Raw genomic sequence first — 16439 nt, 5'->3', positions numbered from 1 at the left:
AAAATGAGCTCATGACAGTCAGAAACAAAGTTCTTACAAGACGTGATTTTATACAAAGTGCTGTAGCTGGATCCTCTCTTATTCTGTTGGGATGCTCAAGCCTTGATTCTCTGTTTACAGAAAGTCGAAGAATTTTTGATGAAGAAGTTTTGATTGTTGGCGGTGGTTTAGCCGGTCTGTCGGCTGCCTATCACTTGAAGAAAAATAAGGTTCCCTATCGGCTTTTTGAAGCTTCAGATCGTATTGGAGGGCGGATCTACTCTATCAACGGACTTGGTGCGCCAAGTCTTTGGGGTGAGTTGGGCGGAGAGTTTGTCTATGGACATCAAACCAATATTTTGGGCTTAGCGAAGGAATTAGGATTTAAGCCTCAATTGCTTAAGGAAAAGGCAGTCGGTGAGGATTTGTATTTATTCAAGGGGAAATCATTTATGAGCTCTTCTTTGAAAAAACAAATTTCACCTTTAGCGAAAGCTCTTTATGAACTAAAGTTAGAGGTTTATCAGGGACAGAATTTTCAAATTACGTATGAGAATGCCGAACGTTTTGAAAAAGTGATCACGTTTGATCAAAAGTCCGTTGCAGATTTAGTCAAAGAGCTGTCGTCCAAAGTCGATGAACAGCTTTTGGCTGTTTTAGTTTCTGGTCTTGAAAATCGATTTGGTGTTGCTGCAGATCAACTTTCTGCGCTGCATTTTTTAAAGGAAGTTCGTTTTCACTCTGGCGGAACCTACATACTTCCGGGTGGGTGGGGACAGTTGACACAAACTCTTTATGATCGGGTATCGGGGGGAGTTCCGCGCTTTTTAGTGCGAGGTCAGCATCAGTTGGTTTCAATGACGAAAAGCACTTTGGGCATAGAGCTGAATTTTAAGACACCAGAGGGCCGAAGAAGTTATTACGGCAAAAGAGTTATTATGGCCTTACCCATGTCTGCATACTCTAAACTTGATGGTTTAGATTCTTTTGGTTTTAACGAAGATAAATACAAAGCCGTGCAAAGTGCTAAACTTGGTGACGGTGAAAAAGGAATCTTTGTTGCAGAAAACTTGAAATTGAGCAGCTCGAATTACGTGCTCGGAGATTTTGAGTCCCAGGCTTTTTGGGAGGCCTCCAAAGTAGGAACCCTTTCCGTGAATGCCTATCAACGCCGAGCCAAAGATGATATCGCGACGACTCGTCTCGAGCAGGATTTAACAAAAGTATCTGCGGTAAATAACAACGTTTTAAAAGAAGTTGGTCCAAGCTTAAAGTGGGCGAAGAAAAGTTTTATCGGTGGAAGTTTACCGTATTTTGGGCCCGGAGAATATGCGCGGTCTTTTGGAATTCTTGGTAGAACAGAAGCTGCGGGTAAAATTTTATTTGCCGGAGACTTTATGAGTGTGAATGATTTTGCAACTATGGAAGGAGCGGTTCACTCGGGAATCACCGCTGCGGAATCGATTATTAGCAAAATTAAAGTTTAATTTTTCTTTTCTTCCTGGAGTCGTTGCAGTTCGCTTTCTAGGTGAAGCATCCTTTGTTCCAATTTGTTAAGACGCGCCTTTGTTTCATCATCTTGGCCCGAAGGGGACTGTGAAGAGACTGTGCCTGGTCCTTGAGGAAGAATAGAGGTTCCAATTTCAGCCCGTCGCAGCTGCAGCTCTTGAAGTTCTTCGACGTCCGCGTTTTCAACATAGCCATTTTCCATTTGCTGCTTATTCAAAGCCTTTTGTTTGTCGTGAATTTGCCGAGTCACCTGAGTTAGTTTTTGCACTTGTTCAAACATTAACGGAATGCGCTTAAAGTTTGGCGGAAATTCTCCGGTGACTGCAGAAAATCCAACAACAAATAGAATGGCAGAAATAAAAAGGCTCCGAATGACGGAGCCTAAAAACTTTAATAAGAGCTCTTTCATGAGACTACTTTATCATATCTACTGTTAAAGTCGCCTCAGTTCCGTTGGCGTTGATGAAATTATCGACGTCAGTCTTATTGACTGTCTCAAGAAGCGATTCAGAATTGTTCGCGGTTTTAACTCCACCCTGAGGTAAGCTTCCATCAGCATTGATCCAGCTGTAGTTCGCATTAGGTGAAACCACCAGCACGATCATATTGTAAGAAGGTCTAAACCCTTCTTTTTCTACCTGGACTGCAGGAAGGTTGATTGAGTCCGCCGTTATAAAGGCAGTTCGACTTTCCTTAATCTGAGAAATGGAAATTTGATTCTTTGAGGTAGAAATAAATGGTTTTGATCCAACTGCATAAAGTACTGTTAGATACTGTCCACGATAGTTCCCTAGCTTTTGAATTTGTAAAGCGGGGATGCTCTCAAACCGTGCGGCTTCAGCATTTCTTTTGGATACGGAACCACTCATCAGACCAAGTCCAATGATAAGGGTTAAAGCATTGATCGCGATTAATTTTAAAGATTTCATTTTGCAACTCCGTTGCCTGTCTTACCAGTATTAAAATTCAAGTAAAGTACCAAGTGTCCTGTTTGTTCCATGTTGACTTGAACCAGCTCTGTTTGAATCCCCAGAATTTCAGGCGGCAAGGGAAGGCTTCCAGAAAGCACTTCATCTTTTTTAGTCCAAGGGGCCGATCTTTTTGCTAGTTCTTCTTTCAGGCCTTCATAAACCTTCCCTTTAAAGAGACGGCCACCAAAGCTCAGATAGGACGGGTCCATATCTACCGAATTTGTATCTATTTTGTAAAGGACCAATTCCATACCCTTACCGGTTTTCACGGGTCGTATCTTCGTGACGATATCAAACGAGATAACTATGGTGTCTTTTAGCCACATTGAATCGGGCTTCGTTTCAACCGAGACATGAAGCTTAAAGAATGTTTCGTTGGCCTTCACCGCTACGCCTGCGGGCATGGGAGTATAATCGATAGTCGGAGAGGCCACTAGTTTAAGAGAGCTTCCATCTGATTGAGGGATCTTTTCAAAGTTTTTCCGTTGAAACGCCAGTTGCATCACGCGATTGATCATGCCTCGATCTAAAGCCAAGCCCATGTCATAGAGACTTTTATTGAGTGCGTTTATTGAAGCGTTTCCGCGCGAACCAATATTTGCGGCAACACGGCTCTGAGGATTGACTGGATCTTCGACAAAGGCATCCAGAGCCACGTTCAAGCTGTCCCTCATTTTAAGCTCCGTTAAGGTCATTCCCCAAATCAGCGGGGGTCTGCGGTCTCCAGGCTCAGTACCGGGAGCCTCCATGTTTTGGATTTGCTCGATTTTTCCCGCAAGTTTTTCTTTGGCCTTTTCATTTAAAAGCTGAGGCATTTGCTCTTTGGCGAACTTGCCTATATGCTCGCGCACTTTTTCTAAAACTGTCGGGATTTGGGATTGAACGAACTTTTCAAGTTGCTCGTTATTCATGTAAAAGGTTTTACCATTGATGATAACACCCATCTGTGGAACTAACAGCTTTTTATAGTTGAGCGTGATATCGGCCTGGTCCAAGTTTTGGCTTACTTCCAGGGCCTGGAATTCTAAAAGGCCCGAGGCATTCATGCGCACATAAAAAGGCAGACGAATTTTGATTTTATCATTGGCTTTCTGAGCCGAAATCGAAACATCTTGCAGCTGCACTTCGCCCAAAAAGGCATTGGCTGGGTCCCAGGCTTTGATGGCACTAGTCCCCATTGTGACCGAGTCAATTTCAAGCTCGATAGCAAGAACGGCACCGTCGCGATAGCCGAGCTGGTCCATTAATTTTTGGTCAGTCACAAGTCCGAACCGAGAAAACTTTGCGACGTAGCCAGATTCTCCGATCTGGATCGCGGGTTGATGAGGATTTAAGGAAAATCCCATCAGCCATTGCGACAGCATGTCCTTAACTTGTTTATACATTTTGATAGCTTCAGGTTGGCTTTTTTCCAGCTCATCCATATCGATCGGTTTTTCGGAGTTGATGGTTTGAGCAGGGAAGTAGCCCTCTTCTAAACTCACACCCAAGTTTCCAAGAATTGAGTTCAGTTTAGATTCAAATAGTTTTTGCCCTCGTGGGGTTATTTCGACTCGAACGGCTTTTGGTATATTGTGGCGTTCACCAACAAAAATAGGTGCATCCACGGCTCGAGCAGATGAGCAAGTCAACGCCAAAAGAAGGGTGGGCGGCAGAGCAAAAACTAAGGATAACTTTTTAACCATAATAACTCCGTTCGAAGTTCTAGATATCGCCGAACCTGCAAAAAGGAGTCTCAAATAGAGACGGCCCCAAGTCTGTTAAATTACATCTGGCAGACTTGGGGCCGTATAAATAATTTTAAAGGTGACAAAAATGGGCGCTTAAAAGCTTTTTGCGTAACCGGCTCTAATCATTATTTGTGATGCCGACGCAGTGTTGTTTGAAGGGAAAATGCCATAAACTATTTCAACTGGAATAAACTGTCCTGGATTTAAGTGGTAGTCTATTCCACCACCGAAAAGAATATTTTGATTGGTAGAAATCTTATTCTGATCAAGAGTGTTCGAAGACTTTGATAATGCGATCAGAAAACCGAGGCCACCACCAAGCCAGGGCTCCCATTTTCCTTTGCCAAGCGAGTAGTGGATCATGGCATCTAGACCAAGATATGAAATATTGATTTTACACTTAGTACTGCCTCCACAGCTGCCGGAAGCAAGTGTGCCGTTAGCGACTAAAGATTCGTAGCCAACGCCTAAACGAGCACTAATGTTGCCATCGACTTTTTGTTGGAAGAAAGTTTTGAGCGAGAAAGAGGTGCCTGCCAGGCTTACGCTCTCGGTTGAGGACAGTTTGACTTTCATAGAATTTGAGTTCATTCCTGCCAGGACTCCAAAGGAGCTATGAGGGCGTGACGGGTTTTTGCCCGCAACCGAAGGCTTTTTTTCTTTTTTGGGTGCAGCACCCGGGGCGGCTGTCATACCTACTTCGGCTTGACCTTTTAATAAATCAGCCACGGCCTTACCAGATTTTATTTGTTTAATTTCAATTACGGCTTTTCGTTTGCCGTCGGCGTTTAGTAAAAATATTTTTTGTCCGGCCTGAAGCTCGGGCAGATCTGAGATATCTAAAAGAACTTTTTGCGCCTTCACATTTATAACTTGGCCAGCCAAAGCAATGGTTGAAGTCAAACTGAAAGTGATTGCTGCTAAAATTGAGACATTCATAAGTGCTTTCATAGTCTCATTTTGGCCGATTCTGGAACGAAGATCACTTAAATAAACAGTATTTCAGGGGAATACTTTATTTTTGCCTCTAAAATCCGATAATAAAGTCAGACTTCAGTCAGGGGGAATGATGAGGTTGGCTATTGCGTTAGCTCTACTATCGTCGGGTATTTTGGAACATTCTATGGCCCAGCCATTGAGTGATCAGGCATTGTATCGCCGTTGTCATATTCAAATTACGGGATTACCTCTTCCTTTTAAAAATTCAATAAGTGCCGATATTGCGGCCGGTAAAATCACTGGGCTTCAAGCCTGTGAGAATCTTTTGTCACGGGCCGAGTTCGGAGCCGACGGCAAGTTAAAAAATTTAAACGACAATACCGCTCGGGCGATTCTTAAGAACTTTCAGAATTTCCATCGCACATGGTTTCAAACTGGGGTCGTCGAAGATATGCAGGGCTACGATACGGAGATTTCCCGAGGGACGACAGATATTTTTGATACCACCGAGCAGGCTTTAGCGATCACGCGTCTTCTATTTCATCCCGGCGCCAAGTATTCAGAAGTAGTTACTCGAGGGAATGGTTGGAGCGCCCTACGTGTAGAAGATCCTTCCGTGAAGGCCCGTATCGGGTGGACGGTCACATTTCCGGGGCGTCGTATTTTTGGAAATAATGCTGGATTGAACAATAATCTATTTAGCTTTCGAGATCCTCAGAATCGCGCTTTTTCTGGAGGAGCCAACTCTGTGATTGTTAATTTGCCGGTGGTACAGGTTGGAGAATTGATTGGCATTGTTGGTGATACTCGGGCTTATACGATTCCGAATTTTTCGCTAGCACCGTTGGGCGCAGACCGGCCAGCGACCGCTCAGCCTGGTATGAATACCCAAGTAGATTTATTTGATTCTAAGGGTGGAGGTATTATCGGCCTGCCTTCCTTCTTTTTGTTAAATTATGGTCACGATCTTGGAACTGCATCTAACGGAGCGACGAAGGTGCCTCGGCGTTGGGCGCAAGCGGCTATGCAGTCTTTAATGTGTGCCTCTTTGCCAGCTCTTCGTGAAAGTGACATTCGTAAAATGGTGGTGGGTAACTCATCGACTCCGTTTAGAAACTCGGCAAGCTGTGTGATGTGTCATGCGACTTTGGATCAAATGGGATATACAGCACGAAATCTTGTCACTGGTGCATCTGACTATTTTACGTTTGACGATAAAAAACAGACTTTACTTGTTGGGAACTATCACGCGGATATGGGTGAAGTGAATGGTTGGCCGTCAGAGCCTGTTGCGAATTTTCATCGAACAAAACCAGTGGGAAAATTGTTTTATCGATCTTATACGGGGGCGCTTGTTGATAAATCTGTCGTCGGCATTCAGGGGTTGGGTGTTGCGATGTCAGAAACAGATGATTTATATACATGTGCAGCCAAAAGATATTTTGAATACTTCACTGGTATGGATGTTCCGTTATTTGATCGGACTGATCCAAACAATTCAGCACTCAATAAAAAAATGGTAGGTGAGGTTTTACAAGCACGCCTTTTTATCGAGAAGTTAGGTCAATCATTGAAGAGTCATCAGTCGCTACCGCAGTTGGTAAAAGAAATAATGCGTTCAGAATATTATCGCCAAGTGAACTTTAGAGTCACGAGTGGGAACTAGGGGAAGTTATGTCGGGGATCACAAGAAGACAAGTCTTGGGTACGGGGCTCGTATTGGGAGGGGCGGGGATCGCTCTTTCGCCGATCGAACAACTCCTTGATATTATGACTTTGGGCATGATTAAGCAGGCTCATGCAGAATCTTTGGGAATCGAGGGTGTTCGCAATTATGTCAATGTGAACTTGACTGGAGCGCCTATGCGATATGCATTTGATCAATGGTTAAGAACTAGTTCCAGCGAGTCCGCTTTAATATATAATCCCATGGTTAATACTAAAATGGTTTCATCCGGCGGGCGTGTGACTGGCGTTGAGTACGGAACCTTTGAAAAGAATGGCATCCTCGTACCACATATGTTCTCGCATTCAGTTTTTACAAGTGCCGGTTCTGTTCCGCTAAGCCAGCTTCTAGAGAATATGTTAGTCATTCGAGGTTATGGAACCGGGTTTGATGGCCATACCTTTAACAATAATGTGCAGCAGGGCCCGGTTGGTGGAGTATCATCCATTGCCGGAGTGGCTGCAGATTATTCAAATAAAACTTTTGAGGCGATTCAATGGCCAGACCGCGGCGGGTATCGAAGCTTTAGCTCTTCAAAGGGGAAAGCGCTCAATGTTCTTCCGGGAGGAACTCCATTAAATGCATTACTCCAAGGATTCATGGCGCCGCCCGCGGCTCGTGCTCAGGCTCGATCTTTAAAAGACCGTCGCAGTGCCGAGATGGACTTAGCAAGAGCGCGCTTGGGGGCCTATGTTAATGCAAATGCCAGTGGTTCAAAAGTATTAAATCAGAATATGCAAAATGCAGTCGCTTTAATGAAAAAAGGCGTCGGGAATATTGATGGTTATTGGTCCGAGGCTGTGGCTCGCTATACAGATATTATTTCGCGGTCGGCGCGCGCCACTAACTTGCCTGGCATTAGCGATGTGCCGATGATATCCCAAGAAAATGCAATGTGGTCTATTCACGTAGCTCAAGGTAATCGTGGTATGATCCTTTCAAAAGATTTTGATGCCCGTAGCATTATTTCACAAATCGACATCAATTCGTTCGCAACTCAGTTTGCATTAATTGAATATGTATTGAAGGAAAATTTAGCTAGCTCTGTTGAAGTTCTTTCTCCAGATTTTATGAACCTGATGGCGTTAGAAAAGGGTGAGGCAACGGCTGCAGCTTTTTACGGCATCAAAGATATGCATGAAACCGGCGCGATCACAGGACTTCTGCTTTCAGTCGCTTACTATCGCGGTTTGTCTGCTGCGATTTTAGAATTAGCGACTCAACTAGGAAAAGCTAAAACGACAAGTGGAACTTCAGTTTGGTCAGAAACAGTCGTTCACGTCATCGGAGATTTTGGTCGAAGTGCACGTTCAAGTGGTGGTGGCAGCGATCATGGTTATAATCAAATGTCCTCAAGTGTATTTAGCGGTGCGTTTGGCGGCGGACCTTATGTTGTCGGTAATATCCGCAAGACAGGACACAATGGCTCTTATGATGGAACTCAAGGGATCGGTGCCGCGATCGATGGCTATAATCAGGCGGGTATGCCGACGCCGACTATGGCGGCTTCGACTGTTGTCGAACTGCTACGGGCTCCGAAAAATCCCTATGTCAATTTAGCAGCACCACTGGTGAAGCTTGAAGGCGGAAGATTGAACTATGCTTTCGGTAAAGGGAAGTTGGTGGGTTGATATGTCTAGAATTAAACCTCGCTATTTATTTATTGCGCTTATTGGCTTTAGTTTGACTCAGCTTTATCAAAACTGTGGTCAGTTTGGAAATCAGTTCGAAGCTGCAGATTTTAGTTCGACCTCAATGGGCTCTCAACAGGGAAGTTCTGTTGATTTAAATCACCCAAATGAATTAAAGGCTGATCCACCTAAGCAAAAAGTTTTAGTAGGTAATAAAGAGTATGTCGCGCAGTTGATGAGAGAGATTTTTACTTCTACCACCAAGCCGGTGCCGGGCCTCGAGGATCTGATTCAGGCATGGATCTATACAAAGGGGGCGCAGTATGGTTATGGCTGTGACCCTTACTCGACATGGAGTGGACGTGATTGTGGCGGACCAATCACAAATTCAGCGGTCGCTTATTATACCGAAGATAATACCGTTCGAGAGTCTTTTCGAATTCAGTTTTGTGAAAATATTCTAGGAATGGATCAGGGGGTTGAAGCTGTACTAGAAAAAATAAATCGTAGTTCCCAGACTCCCGAGGTGTCTTCCGTGGCCCAGGTATACGAATTGTTTTACCGAACGGGCGAAGTTGATGAATCGGTTCTAGGGACCTTAATCGATTTAGATCGAAGCTTAGCTAAACAGAATGAATCGGTCACAAATCGCTGGCGAGCGGTTATCCTTCAAGTCTGTGAATCATCTGGCTGGCAGCAGTTGTAGTTTTAATTGTAGTTTTTGATGTGGGGGAAGCGTGGGGAAGTTCGAAAGAGAAACCAATAAAGGTATCAGTCGTTTTTTACAAGTGGTCACGATGTCATCTGCGATGACGGTTCTGGTTGTTTCTTTCCAGAATTGCAGTGAGTTTGTTCCGCAGCAAGCTTTGATCCAAGGTCAAGCTAATTACGAGTCTCAGACGTCGTTAGATAACAAAACAGTTTTGACGTTGAATAAAAAAAGTATTGGGTATTGGAAAAAGCCCGAGAATGCTTCGTTCGTGACTCCGTCAGGCGGAGGCATTGTCAGTGACTCAGTTTCTTTTGCTGCTGCAGTATCCGCAGGAACCAGCGGAACCGTGCTTTCTATTCATGCAGGTACAGCGAACAGCGAAGACTGTGCGATCGCCATTCAATCGGGAATGATTCGTTTATATCATTTAACTGATGCCAGCAATTATGCGTCTTTGTCGGCACCTGTTCCATCTGGGGATTTTGTGGTATCAGGGCGTTGTGGCTCGAAAGTGGAAGATTTGCATTTTCAGATAAATGGTGTAGCGGTAAAAGGTCCTATCACTAAGGTGGGTAGTGCTTTATTAGACTTTGGGTATGTGCTTCGGACTATGACGTCAACATCAGCAGTTAAAGAAGCAGTCGTCTTTGAGGAAGCTTTATCTGATTTTGAATTGAACATGTTAGGCCGTCAGATTGGTAGTAATCAGGGCTTACGTGTGAACGCGGACTATACTTTAAGCACCGAAATTCCTGGAGCTGTGGTTGTAGATCCAAACTTTGCGCCGATGCTTGCTGTTTACAATTCAAAATGTGCAAGTTGTCATACCGCCTATACTTCAGCCGCCAATTTTGTTTCAGCAGGCTGGGTAACGAAGGGGGATCCAGCAAATTCTAAAATGTTTTGGAGATTGCAGGGATCGGGCGTGACTTCTAAGGATGGAAAAGCCCAGAATATGCCTATGGGAGCTTCGATAAGTGCGTCAGATGTTGCATTGATTCGCACTTGGATTCAAAATATGAAGTAATTGGACTTCAAGTCTTTTTAAGGAAATTTTATGATAAAATTAATCTTATCTTCTTTCGTTGTGTTCTATTCATGTTTGGCTTTTTCCCAATCTGTCGTCGTTGACGTTACCTTAAATCCAATGGGTGACTTCAAAGCAAAATCATCTGCTGTAAAAGGCTTCGCAACCAAAGCTGGAGACGAGTTCAAAGCGGAAAATATCATTGTTGATCTTAAGACTCTAAAGACGGGCGTGGAACTTCGAGACGAGCACACTCAAAAGCATTTAAGAGTCAAAGAACATCCGGAAGCGATTTTGCTTAAGGCTCGGGGTAAGGGCGGTAAAGGTGTTGCAAAAATTAAAATAAAAGGTATCGAGAAAGAAGTTCGTGGCACCTACAAATTGTTGAATGGTGGAAAACAGCTAGAGGCAACTTTTCCAGTCACATTGAGTGATTTTGATATCAAAGATATCAACTATATGGGTGTGGGCGTAGAAGACGAAGTGCAGGTTACGGTCGTTGTTCCTGTACAAGAAGGTGCGGCTCAATAATGTTTAGCCAACGTCTTTTGATTGGATTTTTGCTCTTTAATTCAGTTGTCGTATCTGGTTGTATGAAGGTTATGAATTCTTCTAGCGGAGACTATGTTTTAGATAACGCTTCGCTTGAATTTTTGACGGCCTACACGATCATGAAAGATAAGTGTTTTAGTTGCCACCAAGAGTTCAATACAACCCAGGCGAATTTGATATCTAAAGGATGGGTGGTTCCTGGAGATCCTTTAAATTCACCCATGTATAATCGTCTGCAGGGATCTGATGGTACCGGAGTTAAAAATATGCCACAGACAGGTAGTTTAACTTCGCAGGATCGGAAAATTATTAAGGATTGGATTCAGGGAATATAAAAAAGAGGCTCAGAAGAGCCTCTTTTTTTACCAAGTTTTACTTACTCCAGCTCTCCAAAGACTTCCACCGTTCGAAGAAAACGGACCGATTGCTTGGGACATTTCCCAGTCTCGGTTGAAGCGTATTTTAAACTCAAGTAGCAAGGAATAGTTGATATTTTTTCCAGAGGTGGCCTCGATGCCCGAGGTGCTGGGCCAACTCACAGAACGCACAACAACCGGAAGTTGCACTCCCGCTGCAATCATATTGCTAAGGCGATAGTAGGATCTTAATCCAACAATGCCACCGGACCAGCCCAAGCGTCCCGAAGCATAACTTAGGCTATTATTGCCTCCGCCATTTGCTCGTCCGAACATCAAAGCTAAAGTTGGTCCAAATCCCCATCGGCCCTTGGTGTATTCACGGTCAACTCCGACCGCTGTTCCGTAGAAATTGGCATTGTCGTAAGTGACATCGGCGCCTTGTTGTAAACGTAGGGGCTCTATCCAGGTTACCATTTGCGCGCCAAAACTATTTCGGGTATTCCACGAGGAAAGTAGCGAAATTTCTTGATTTTCTAATTCCGAATCCTCAACTGTTGTAGTTGCAGAATCTTGAGCAGCGGAATAATTCGCTATGAAAAATGCGGACAAAAAAAATGAAATGGATTTTTTGATTTTCATAATTACCAACTTAAGTGTAATTGGGATTGAAGTGCCCAGCTGTCAGGTTTTCCTTGGTCCGCTACGTAGGTTTTTCCGTTTACAATATTGATGCGGTATTCATAGCCCGGGTGCGGAAAAATCAGGGCGCCGATGGACCACCGATACTGATCTTCGGCCGAACTTTTGAATTCTTTATTGAAGTGCTCGATGGCCGAGTAAATATTGTAACCTCGCTTGATATTGATGGTCGTCTGTAGCCAAGTATAACTTCCTAGCACGGAATCCTTCGATCCGATAACTTGATCAGAAATAAGGCCCGTTTCAGCTAATAGAGCCGAGCCTTTAGATAATGCCAGACGGGTGTGAACTCCAGCACGACCAAGTTTTAGGTATTTGTTGTTAGAGTATAACACCGATGCCCCAATTTTCTGTTTTTCAGATAGTTGGTATTCTCCGGTACTAGTGATACCTTGTTGGCGTAGATCTGGGTCTTGGAAAAGGTTCCCTGCAAATATCTGAGTCGCGATATCCCAGTCGGGGAACATCCAATGGGTGATAATTCCATGGGTTTGATCATTTTGCGCTATTTGCGTATTTCGTCGAGCAAATGAGGTGTGATCAATTTGGCGAATTCCATAAACTTTATCCAGCATTCCCACATAGACGTACAAATTTTTTGAGTACTTCCAACGGAGGTAGTGCTCTCGAGATATATAGTTGGGGCGAGTTTTTTTGCCGCTGCGATCATAAGCTGCTTGATTGATGCCGTAAGAACCGACAAAGACTTTTTCCTGCTTTTTATCGAAGTGAATGGCGATATTGGCGTCGGCCTGCATCGGAATAAATTTAGACACAGCTTCGGAAGCACCAGGATTATTTTGATAATATAAAGCCCGAGCTTTGATGCCAGGGCGTAACCACCATGGCAGGGATTTTATGCCAAGAAATGTATTCTTGCTTGCGATCTCTTCTTCGGTCATTTGGGGATTAAAATAATCACGGGAAGCGATTTCGGTCGCAAAAAGGGCTCTTCCATAATCATTCAATGGCCCATTACCACTACCGTTGTAATGGCAGGTGATGCAGGTCGAATAGCCGTAACCAATAAATTCAGGATACGCCTGAACCGATATAGAAAAAAGCAGTCCTAAAAGGGGCACAAAGGTGTAGTTTATGAATTTTAACTTTGTCATCGCCGATAGTTTATTGAGAGATCGGTCTAAGGTCATGTATAATTTGGCAATATCTTATGAAATCAGTTTACAACTCTTCATTTTCATAGGAACTATGTTCGACTGATTTTCGATTTCGGAGGAACAATGGCTAAAAAAACTGTAAAAGGAAAATCTTTAAAAAATGCTGAAAAAGTAAGCACTAAAAAGAGTTCTAAATCGGCATTGAATCCTTACTCGGTAGATGAAATTTTGAAGCATGTTCGTCCGACGCCGATGATCGATACGTCTCATTCAGACGACGAAAAAATTCAAATTATTGCTGGAAAGTTCCGGGAAATCATGGAAACGCTGGGCTTGGATTTGAGTGATGACTCATTAAAAGATACACCTCGTCGAGTTGCTAAGATGTATGTGAAAGAGATTTTTAGTGGTTTAAATCCAGATTTTTTCCCGAAGATCACAGTTATTGAAAATAAGATGCATTATGATCAAATGATCTGTGTTGATAATATTCAGTGTTTGTCATTTTGTGAGCATCATTTTTTAACCATCGATGGTTTAGCCACCGTCGCCTATGTTCCGAATAAAAAGGTGATCGGTCTTTCTAAAATTAATAGAATTGTTCAGTTTTTTTCTCGGAGACCTCAGGTTCAAGAGCGTCTGACGAAGCAAATTGCAGATTGTTTGCAGTACGTACTTGAGACGGAACACGTCGCTGTTCATATCAATGCTAAACACTACTGTGTTATCACAAGGGGAGTCGAGGATGCCCACAGCTCGACGAGCACAACTGATTTGCGAGGTGACTTTAAAACCGACGATGCAACTCGCAAAGAATTTTTAAGTTATATCAAAAATTTGAATAAATAAAAAAAGCCCCTAGTTGATATACTAGGGGCTTTTTTTTAGATGCTGGACTGAAGAAGTTCGCGGCTATTCGGAGACAAGTTAGGAACCGCAAGAATTCGCTGGATTTCTTTTTGAGCTCGGCTCTTCATGTCTGGGTTTAGCTTTTTCACGAAGTTAAAAGCAGCACAGAGTCTTGCTGCCACCTGAGGATTTATAGCATCAATCTCGATTATTTTATCTGCATAGAACTCGTAAGCATTCACATCAGGGTTGTGGAACGCAGGAATGTTCGCACCAAAACTTCTAAGTAGTGAATACACATTGTTTGGATTCTGAATGTTAAATGCAGAATGTTGGGTCAATTTTTTAACCTGATCTAAAGTGTCAGCGTTATTGGCTGTCGCCTGAGCTGAAAACCATTTGTTGATCACCAAAGAGTCCATCTTCCACTCATTGTAGAACAGATCTAAGATCTCTTGGCGAAACTCAAAAGTTCCATGTGAAATGACTGTTAATGCTGACATTTTATCGGTCATGTTCTGAGCCCCAAGATAGTGCTGCCGAACAGTCCCGGCCATCACGTTTTCCAAAACTCCTAAATAGGAAAACACGGTATTTCGAAGATCGCGCGACTTCGAATCCAGTCCTTTTTCTTCTTGGTAAATGGCCATCAAAGGTTGTTGAAGCTCGGTTGCAACTTGCAGTCTAAATTGCTTTCTGGCGGCGGCAAATGCTTTGCCATCTAAAACATCCATTTCTTGAGCTAGAATGCTGTTGGTAGGGATTCGGAGCATAAGGGCCTTGAATGCAGGATCAAGAGATTTGTTTTCTAACACCAATTTTAATGCTGCAATCAAGTTTGGATCCACAGACAATGCCTGAGACTCTTGATGTTGGCGGATCATCTTTTTTAGATTCTTTAAAATCATCTTTTGACAAGCTTCGCGGCGATTGAAGGAGTCGCTGTCGTGAGCCATCATGAAGTAAAGATCGGAGTCAGCCGCTTCCCAATCGATTTTTACGGCCGCAGAAAACTCACGTCCTAAAGAAAGTACCGGGCGCTTTGAGATCTGCTTAAAAATAAAGGTTTCTTGCGCGTCTTTTAATTCTAGGACGGGTTTGCCATCGGAATTAAAATTGATTTTATCACATACTAGCGGCAGATCTTGGCCGTCAGTGCCAATTAGGCCCATAATTAGCGGGATGTGGAAGGGGGCTTTGGTTGATTGGCCCGGTGTCGGGGGGCAGCTCTGCTCTAAAGTTAGGTGATATTCGTTTTTCGTGGCATCAAAGGATTCCAGTACTTTTACGACAGGTGTTCCCGCCTGTGAATACCAAAGTTTTAGCTGGCTAAAGTCTTTATTGTTAGCATCTGCAATTGCGGCAGCAAAATCTTCTGTGGTTACCGCTTGGCCGTCATGGCGTTTGAAGTAAAGGTCCATGCCCTTGCGGAAACCTTTACGTCCCACAATTGTTTGCATCATTCGAATAAGTTCAGCGCCTTTTTCGTAGATGGTCATTGTAAAGAAGTTATCAACCGACATACAAGATTCAGGACGTACTGGATGGGCGTTGGGGCCCGCATCTTCAGCAAACTGACCGGCACGCAATCCATCGACATCGTTAATGCGTTGAACTCCTCGATCAGTCATATCGGCAGAGTACTCTTGATCTCGGAAGACCGTAAGGCCTTCTTTTAAAGATAATTGAAACCAGTCACGAAGGGTGACGCGATTTCCAGTCCAGTTATGGAAGTATTCGTGAGCAACAACTGAGTCGACGGCATGGAATTCGTCATCAGTTGCAGATTTTGGGTCGGCAAATACAAGCCGAGAATTGAAAATGTTAAGCCCTTTGTTTTCCATTGCTCCAGCATTAAAGTCATCAATGGCCACGATCATATAATCGTTCAAGTCGTACTCAAGACCGAAGGCCTCTTCGTCCCATTTCATTGATTTTTTTAAGCTGTCCATCGCAAAGTAGCATTTATCTTGTTTGCCGTGGGCTGCATAGATTTCCAAATTTACTTTTTTGCCTGATTTGGTTGTGAATGAGTCGCGAATAACACCAAGATCTCCGGCGACTAAAGCGAATAAATAGCAAGGTTTTTTGTGTGGATCTTTCCAATAAGCCTTATGACGTCCATTTCCAAGATCTTCAATTTTGATGCGGTCACCGTTCGATAGAAGAACTGGATATTTTACTTTGTCGGCCTCGATCGTGACCGAGTAGGTGGTCATCACATCTGGGCGATCAAAAAAGTATGTGATCTTTCTGAAGTCTTGGGCTTCGCATTGAGTGGTAAAAATACCATTGGATTTGTAGAGCCCACTTAAGGATTTATTATTCTGTGGCTCGAGTTCGGTGACAATAGTGAGTACGAAGTTATCAGGAACGTTTTTAATGGTTAAATCTTCCTCTGTTTGGATGTAATCATCAGGTGCAAGCGGCTGACCGTTAATAGCCACAGACTTCAAGCAAAGTTTTTCACCATCGAGGACCATAACAGCATCCGCTTTAAGCTTGTGGATCTTCGAGGTTGCAGAAACCAGACTTTTGTCCTCATTGAGGTTGAAGTCGAGCTGAATGGACTCCACAGAAAATTGTGGAGCAATATAGTCTTTTAGGTAAATTTTTTGTTGTTTCATCGCATCCTCTT

The 16439-nt window shown here is 43.5% G+C and carries 15 protein-coding genes; 8 read left to right on the top strand and 7 right to left on the bottom strand.

Annotated elements, in window-relative coordinates; genetic code table 11:
• Positions 1–11 precede the first annotated feature (11 nt).
• Positions 12–1466, top strand: coding sequence for a flavin monoamine oxidase family protein (locus AC04MN_RS00340; protein ID WP_475381196.1), 1455 nt, complete (start codon positions 12–14; stop codon positions 1464–1466).
• Here the strand turns inward: AC04MN_RS00340 and AC04MN_RS00335 are convergent.
• The 4 genes from AC04MN_RS00335 to AC04MN_RS00320 all read right to left on the bottom strand — a co-directional run bounded on the left by AC04MN_RS00335 (position 1463) and on the right by AC04MN_RS00320 (position 5140).
• On the bottom strand, positions 1463–1897 hold the full coding sequence (locus tag AC04MN_RS00335) for a hypothetical protein (RefSeq protein WP_475381195.1): 435 nt from the start codon (positions 1895–1897) through the stop codon (positions 1463–1465). The genes AC04MN_RS00340 and AC04MN_RS00335 overlap by 4 nt on opposite strands.
• Before the next feature lie 4 nt (positions 1898–1901).
• Positions 1902–2417, bottom strand: coding sequence for a hypothetical protein (locus AC04MN_RS00330; RefSeq protein WP_475381194.1), 516 nt, complete (start codon positions 2415–2417; stop codon positions 1902–1904).
• Positions 2414–4144 carry a DUF2785 domain-containing protein gene (locus AC04MN_RS00325; protein ID WP_475381193.1) on the bottom strand — a complete coding sequence of 577 codons (1731 nt, stop codon included), beginning with the start codon at positions 4142–4144 and terminating at the stop codon, positions 2414–2416. Before AC04MN_RS00325 ends, AC04MN_RS00330 begins: the two co-directional genes overlap by 4 nt.
• A gap of 138 nt (positions 4145–4282) precedes the next feature.
• Positions 4283–5140 carry a hypothetical protein gene (locus AC04MN_RS00320; protein WP_475381192.1) on the bottom strand — a complete coding sequence of 286 codons (858 nt, stop codon included), beginning with the start codon at positions 5138–5140 and terminating at the stop codon, positions 4283–4285.
• Between the two features lie 118 nt (positions 5141–5258).
• Between AC04MN_RS00320 and AC04MN_RS00315 the strand changes: the two genes are divergently transcribed.
• From AC04MN_RS00315 to AC04MN_RS00290, 6 genes are read left to right on the top strand one after another with little or no spacing between them, the layout of a single operon-like run.
• Positions 5259–6794 carry a hypothetical protein gene (locus AC04MN_RS00315; RefSeq protein WP_475381191.1) on the top strand — a complete coding sequence of 512 codons (1536 nt, stop codon included), beginning with the start codon at positions 5259–5261 and terminating at the stop codon, positions 6792–6794.
• Between the two features lie 8 nt (positions 6795–6802).
• Entirely contained in the window at positions 6803–8485 is a 1683-nt protein-coding gene (locus AC04MN_RS00310; RefSeq protein ID WP_475381190.1) for a twin-arginine translocation signal domain-containing protein, read from the top strand.
• Positions 8454–9191 (top strand): hypothetical protein, encoded by a 738-nt coding sequence (locus AC04MN_RS00305; RefSeq protein WP_475381189.1) that lies wholly within the window; start codon positions 8454–8456, stop codon positions 9189–9191. The genes AC04MN_RS00310 and AC04MN_RS00305 overlap by 32 nt, the downstream gene beginning before the upstream one ends.
• A 31-nt stretch (positions 9192–9222) precedes the next feature.
• Positions 9223–10224 carry a c-type cytochrome gene (locus AC04MN_RS00300; RefSeq protein WP_475381188.1) on the top strand — a complete coding sequence of 334 codons (1002 nt, stop codon included), beginning with the start codon at positions 9223–9225 and terminating at the stop codon, positions 10222–10224.
• 30 nt (positions 10225–10254) lie between these two features.
• Complete coding sequence (locus tag AC04MN_RS00295) at positions 10255–10755, top strand: YceI family protein (RefSeq protein WP_475381187.1); 501 nt, start codon at positions 10255–10257, stop codon at positions 10753–10755.
• Positions 10755–11111, top strand: a complete 357-nt coding sequence (locus AC04MN_RS00290) for a hypothetical protein (RefSeq protein ID WP_475381186.1) — start codon at positions 10755–10757, stop codon at positions 11109–11111. The genes AC04MN_RS00295 and AC04MN_RS00290 overlap by 1 nt, the downstream gene beginning before the upstream one ends.
• Positions 11112–11138: 27 nt before the next feature.
• On the opposite strand, the gene AC04MN_RS00285 is transcribed toward AC04MN_RS00290, so the two are convergent.
• On the bottom strand, positions 11139–11774 hold the full coding sequence (locus AC04MN_RS00285; RefSeq protein ID WP_475381185.1) for a hypothetical protein: 636 nt from the start codon (positions 11772–11774) through the stop codon (positions 11139–11141).
• A 2-nt stretch (positions 11775–11776) separates the two neighbouring features.
• Complete coding sequence (locus AC04MN_RS00280; protein WP_475381184.1) at positions 11777–12949, bottom strand: hypothetical protein; 1173 nt, start codon at positions 12947–12949, stop codon at positions 11777–11779.
• Between the two features lie 126 nt (positions 12950–13075).
• On the opposite strand from AC04MN_RS00280, the gene folE reads away from it, so the two are divergent.
• Positions 13076–13801, top strand: a complete 726-nt coding sequence (gene folE / locus AC04MN_RS00275) for a GTP cyclohydrolase I FolE (protein WP_475381183.1) — start codon at positions 13076–13078, stop codon at positions 13799–13801.
• A gap of 35 nt (positions 13802–13836) precedes the next feature.
• On the opposite strand, the gene pepN is transcribed toward folE, so the two are convergent.
• Positions 13837–16428: an aminopeptidase N gene (gene pepN / locus AC04MN_RS00270; protein WP_475381182.1), complete on the bottom strand. Its 2592-nt coding sequence runs from the start codon at positions 16426–16428 to the stop codon at positions 13837–13839.
• Between the last annotated feature and the right edge of the window lie 11 nt (positions 16429–16439).

It is taken from the genome of Bdellovibrio sp. ZFWA1, assembly GCF_056175665.1.
The sequence above is the reverse complement of the archived record's forward strand: the minus strand, read 5'-3'. Positions and strand labels throughout refer to the sequence as shown.